The following is a 1,125-nucleotide window of genomic DNA, read 5'->3' on the forward strand; positions in this document are numbered from 1 at the left end:
GTGCTTGAGCCTTTCTGCTTATGCCGACTGTCCGGTCGAAATGGGGGGCAGTTCATGTTATGCCTTCACGGCGAAAGGAGGTGCTCAGTGCTAAAGTTGCTGAACGTACCTGAGAGTGCAGGTGCGGCACTACGGTGCCTAGCTTCATGTCCAAAGGTAGAGCGCATTATCTTATTTGGATCGCGCGCAGTAGGGGATCACGATCATCGATCTGACATAGATTTGGCTATTGCAGCACCTGAATTAACAAAAAGAGAGATGACTTTTCTTCGGGACAAAATTCTCAACTCACGAACACTGTTCAAAATTGCGGTGACACAGCTGGAAGGAATGCCTACATCGCTGCAAAATAGTGTATTGAAGCAAGGAGTCGTCATATATGAGCGCACGAAAGCTGTTTGATAGCTTATCTAACCTTGAAAAAGCAGTATCAAATTTAGAAAGCGCACTTCGCGTGCCACGAGACCGTGAGTTAGTTTTTGAAGGCACAATTCACCGGTTCGAAATCACCATCGAATTGACGTGGAAAACGCTTCGAAGGGCACTTAAGTATGAAGGTATACATCCAAAGACACCAAGGGAAAGCGTAAATGAAGCGTTCCAAATAGGATGGATAAACGACGAGGCAGTGTGGCTTGACATGATTGATCACAGAAACACGACGTCACACGAGTATCTCGCAGAAGAGCTTGCAGAAGATAACTATAACGATATCGTTAAAGTTGCGCCGATATTGAGGAATACTCTCAATTTTTTGCAAAACCGGTACAAAAATCTGAACCCCTGATTTAAGCTGATTTCGTCAATCTGATTGACATAACCCCTCAATTTCAACAGAGAGCCGGGTTCATTCACATTGCGTCGTTATTTCTTTTCGATTTCAAAGCATCATCTTATCATCGGATTCCGATCCAGCTTCCTCTGATATGCCGGATGCCTGTGCGAGACGATTGCGTCAACAAGCGCTGGCGGTTTAGACCCCGCCAGCAGCAGCATCTTGCCGGTCTTCATTTCCAAAATCTGATCAGCGGTCATCAGTTTCTGGCGCTGCTCGGCGATTGAGGTCTTGCGGTGACCTTGCCCCGTTGAAATAATCCATTTTGAAGTAAGCTCTGGCCCATCGAG

Annotated in this window: 3 protein-coding genes; 2 read left to right on the plus strand and 1 reads right to left on the minus strand. The window is 46.3% G+C overall.

Annotation, left to right across the window (positions count from 1 at the left end):
* The first annotated feature begins 54 nt into the window (after positions 1-54).
* Positions 55-402 carry a nucleotidyltransferase domain-containing protein gene (locus ACODR6_RS32080; RefSeq protein WP_489026619.1) on the plus strand — a complete coding sequence of 116 codons (348 nt, stop codon included), beginning with the start codon at positions 55-57 and terminating at the stop codon, positions 400-402.
* On the plus strand, positions 380-787 hold the full coding sequence (locus tag ACODR6_RS32085) for an HI0074 family nucleotidyltransferase substrate-binding subunit (protein ID WP_489026616.1): 408 nt from the start codon (positions 380-382) through the stop codon (positions 785-787). The genes ACODR6_RS32080 and ACODR6_RS32085 overlap by 23 nt, the downstream gene beginning before the upstream one ends.
* A 101-nt stretch (positions 788-888) precedes the next feature.
* On the opposite strand, the gene ACODR6_RS32090 is transcribed toward ACODR6_RS32085, so the two are convergent.
* A partial coding sequence (locus ACODR6_RS32090; protein ID WP_489026618.1) for a hypothetical protein occupies positions 889-1,125 on the minus strand: 237 nt, incomplete at its 5' end.

The sequence above is a fragment of the Rhizobium sp. FG96 genome (assembly GCF_057808655.1).

Excerpts from the sequence above, each read along its gene's own strand:
- ACODR6_RS32080 (WP_489026619.1), top strand. The coding sequence starts at position 55 with ATGTTATGCCTTCACGGCGAAAGGAGGTGCTCAGTGCTAAAGTTGCTG.
- ACODR6_RS32085 (WP_489026616.1), top strand. The coding sequence starts at position 380 with ATGAGCGCACGAAAGCTGTTTGATAGCTTATCTAACCTTGAAAAAGCA.